The organism is Actinokineospora sp., assembly GCF_050699995.1.
Classification (GTDB): Bacteria; Actinomycetota; Actinomycetes; order Mycobacteriales; family Pseudonocardiaceae; genus Actinokineospora.
On the sequence record NZ_JBOHGC010000611.1, the window covers coordinates 1 to 3,642 of the forward strand.

The 3,642-nt window shown below is 71.6% G+C and carries 4 protein-coding genes; 3 read left to right on the top strand and 1 reads right to left on the bottom strand.

Annotated elements, in window-relative coordinates:
- The coding region (locus ACRDSQ_RS29480; protein ID WP_431425578.1) for an arylamine N-acetyltransferase at window positions 1-414 on the top strand (414 nt) is incomplete at its 5' end.
- Here the strand turns inward: ACRDSQ_RS29480 and ACRDSQ_RS29485 are convergent.
- A complete protein-coding gene (locus ACRDSQ_RS29485) occupies window positions 408-1,319 on the bottom strand; it encodes a 1,4-dihydroxy-2-naphthoyl-CoA synthase (RefSeq protein WP_431425579.1) in 912 nt (303 codons plus the stop codon). The genes ACRDSQ_RS29480 and ACRDSQ_RS29485 overlap by 7 nt on opposite strands.
- 71 nt (window positions 1,320-1,390) lie before the next feature.
- On the opposite strand from ACRDSQ_RS29485, the gene ACRDSQ_RS29490 reads away from it, so the two are divergent.
- Window positions 1,391-2,707: a hypothetical protein gene (locus ACRDSQ_RS29490; RefSeq protein WP_431425581.1), complete on the top strand. Its 1,317-nt coding sequence runs from the start codon at window positions 1,391-1,393 to the stop codon at window positions 2,705-2,707.
- Window positions 2,708-2,909: 202 nt separating this feature from the next.
- Window positions 2,910-3,642, top strand: a 733-nt coding sequence (gene menD, locus ACRDSQ_RS29495) for a 2-succinyl-5-enolpyruvyl-6-hydroxy-3-cyclohexene-1-carboxylic-acid synthase (protein WP_431425582.1), incomplete at its 3' end; no start/stop codon positions are given.

Below are 3,642 nucleotides of genomic sequence, written 5' to 3' on the forward strand. Positions count from 1 at the left end.
GAGGTCGTCCCCGGCGGCTGGCGCCTCGACCACGATGGGCGGGGGTCGTTTCTCGGCATGGACTTCGCGCCCGCGGAGGCGAAGGTCGAAGACTTCCTCGCCAAGCACGACCACCTGTGCACATCCCCGGAATCCGGCTTCGTCCGCGTGGTCACGGTGTCGAACCGCGACGGCAAAGCCATCCGCGAACTACGCGGCCGCCTCTACAAGGAAACCACCGCGACCGGCGTCACCCACACCACGATCGACGACCGGGCCGACTACTTCGGGCTGCTGGGCGACGTCTTCGGCCTGACCCTCCCGGAAATCGGCGTGGACCGCCGAGACGTCCTGTGGGCCCGACTGTGCGTGGACCACGACCAGTACTTGGCGGGCAAAGGCGCCCGCCGCCGAGCCGCGGCCGCGGATCAGTAGTAGTACGGGAAGCGGGACCAGTCCGGGTCCCGCTTCTCCAGGAACGAGTCGCGGCCCTCGACGGCCTCATCGGTCATGTAGGCCAACCGGGTGGTTTCGCCTGCGAAGATCTGCTGGCCGACCAAGCCGTCGTCGATCGCGTTGAACGCGTACTTGAGCATCCGCTGCGCGGTCGGCGACTTGCCGTTGACCTCCCGTGCCCACTCCAGCGCGGTCGCCTCCAGCTCCGCGTGCGGCACGGCCTGGTTCACGGCGCCCATCTTGACCATGTCCTCAGCGGTGTACGTGCGGCCGAGGAAGAAGATCTCGCGCGCGAACTTCTGCCCGACCTGCCGGGCCAGGTACGCCGAGCCGAAACCGCCGTCGAAGCTGCCCACGTCGGCGTCGGTCTGTTTGAAGCGGGCGTGCTCGGTGCTGGCGAGCGTCAGGTCGCACGTCACGTGCAGGCTGTGCCCGCCGCCCGCGGCCCAGCCGGGGACGACCGCGATGACGACCTTCGGCATGAACCGGATCAGCCGCTGGCACTCCAGGATGTGCAGCCTGCCCGCGCGCGCCGGGTCGACCGTCTCGGCGGTGTCACCGGAGGCGTACTGGTAGCCGGTGCGGCCACGAATGCGCTGGTCACCGCCGGAACAGAACGCCCAGCCGCCGTCCTTGGCCGACGGGCCGTTGCCGGTGATGAGGACGCAGCCGACATCGGAGCTCATCCGCGCGTGGTCGAGCGCGCGGTACAGCTCGTCGACCGTGTGCGGCCGAAACGCGTTGCGCACCTCGGGCCGGTCGAACGCGATCCGCACGGCGCCCGTGTCCACGGCGCGGTGGTAGGTGATGTCGGTGAAGTCGAACCCGTCGATCTCGCGCCACTGCGCCGGGTCGAACAGCTCGGATACATCGCGGTCAGCCACACCGCGAGCATGCCGGCGCACCTGTGGACAGTCGTTCGCGGGGTTGCGGGTCGGCGTGTAAAGCTGGGGGTGTGCACGACCTGGACTCGGCTCTGGAAGTGATTCGCGCGCGGGACGACACCGCGGCGAAGCACGCGCACGCCCTCTGGCAGGTGATGCGCGCGACAGCCGCCCATCCGACCAAGGTCACCAAGTACGAGGTCCAGCAGATGGTGTGGGGCACGCTGCCGCTGGCCGCCCGCCGCCCCGACGGCGCCGAGGCCTTCGACGACCTGCACGACACCTGCGAGGCCTTCGCCGAGCTGCTCGACCTCCTCGGCCACCACGACTACGCCTGCCTCTGCCGCGACACCACCACCCACGACATCCTCGACGCCGCCCGCCATGACGACCGCTACCGCGGGTTGGTCGAGCGGGCTTGGCGCTCCTCCGGCGTCTACCCGCCCGACCCGCCCACCCTGACCTGGTCAGACCATGCGGGCGACGTCGAACAGGCCCTCCGCGCGGCCGCGGGCCGGATGCTGGAGGAAGCCATCGACGCGGGCACCCTGAGCGCCGACGCCACCGACGAGTCCGAGCGCGTCGAGCTGGTGCTGCGGCTGCTGATGAGCCCGGACACCAGCGGCGAGGACACCTGGTTCGGCAAACTCCTCGACGAACGCCTCGACTCGTGGATCCTCGGCCGCGGCAGCCAGACCCGCCGCGAGGTCATGGTCCGGCTGCGTCCCGACATCCGCAGGCCGCCCGAAGCCGCGGGCTACGACCTCCCGGCGTTGGAAACCCTCCTCGACGCCTGCCGCGGCAAGGGCGCCCGCCTCACCGAACGCGGCTACCTGCCCACCGCCCTGGTCGCCGAACTGGCCGCGGTCATGCCCACCTGCCGCGAAGCCCCCACGTCCGGCCGCGGCGAGTCCGCCTGGCCGCCGATCCGGCTTCTGCGGGAGTTGGCCACCGACTTCGGCCTGGTCGAGCGCGCAGGCCCACGGCTCGTCCTGACCGAACGCGGCGAGACCGTCGTCGACGACCCGGACGCCCTGCTCATGGCCGTCGGCGAGACCATCGTCGCCACCGACCGCCCCGCCATGGCCGTCATCCAGGAAGTAGTTCTCGGGGCGCTGCTGTTGGAGGACCGGATGTCCCCCGACCGCATCGTCGCCAAGATCACCCACGTGCTCACCGAGGACACCTGGACCGACCCCGCGGGCGTCCCCCTGGGTGAGCCCCACGCCCGCGAAGCAGCCTCCCGCTTCCTCAAAATCCTAAGAACCCTCGACGCCCTCGACGCCGACTGGAACGCCCGCCGCGTAGGCCTCACCGACGCAGGCACCTCCATAGCCCGCTGGGCGTTGCGCACGCAGGTCCTGTTCCCACCCCCCACCCTCCCGTGACCCCCACCCCGTGGTCGGCACACGCGAGTCCCACGTTCGCGACATCGAGTCCCACGTTCGCGACGCCGAATCCGGGGCTGGCACGCGCGAGTCGCCCGGCCAGGCAAGTGAGTTGCCCCGCCCCGCGAGTCGGAGTCGCGACCGTGAGTCGCAAGTCAGGGACCGCGGGCCGCCCGCTCGTGGTCGATCGGAATGGAGTCGAGTGAACCCGTCCACCGCGATGGCGACCGTCGTCGTCGACGAGCTGGTGCGTAACGACGTGCGGCACATCGTCCTGTGTCCCGGCTCCCGCAACGCCGCCCTGTCCTTCGCCCTCCACAAGGCGTCGCTGGCCGGGGCGCTCACCCTGCATGTCCGCGTCGACGAGCGGTCGGCCGCCTTCTTCGCCCTCGGCGTCGGCAAGGCCACCGGCCGCCCAGCCGCCGTGGTCTGCACGTCCGGCACCGCCGTGGCCAACCTGCACCCGGCCGTCCTCGAAGCCCACCACTCCGGCATCGGCCTGCTCCTGATCACCGCCGACCGCCCACCCGAGCTGCACGGCACCGGCGCCAACCAGACCATCGACCAGCGCAACATCTTCGGCAGCTCCGCCGTCGCCGTCGACTTCCCCGTGGCCGAGGCGCGCGCCGGGCTGAACCCGGTGTGGCGTGGCCTGGTCTGCCGTGGTGTCGCGCGCGCCGAGACCGGGCGTCCGGTCCAGCTAAACATCCCGTTCCGCGAGCCGCTCGTCCCCACCGACGCCGCCGACTGGCCCGACACCCTCGACGGCCGCCCCGACGGCTCCCGCTGGACCACCTCGTCGGCCGCGCGCACCGTCCCCGGCAACCGGGTCGACTTCCCGCTGCCCGCCCGGTCCCTCATGGTCGTCGGCAGCGGCGACCCCGCCCGCGCCGCATCAGCCGCGGCGGTGGCGGCGAAGGCGGGCTGGCCGGTGG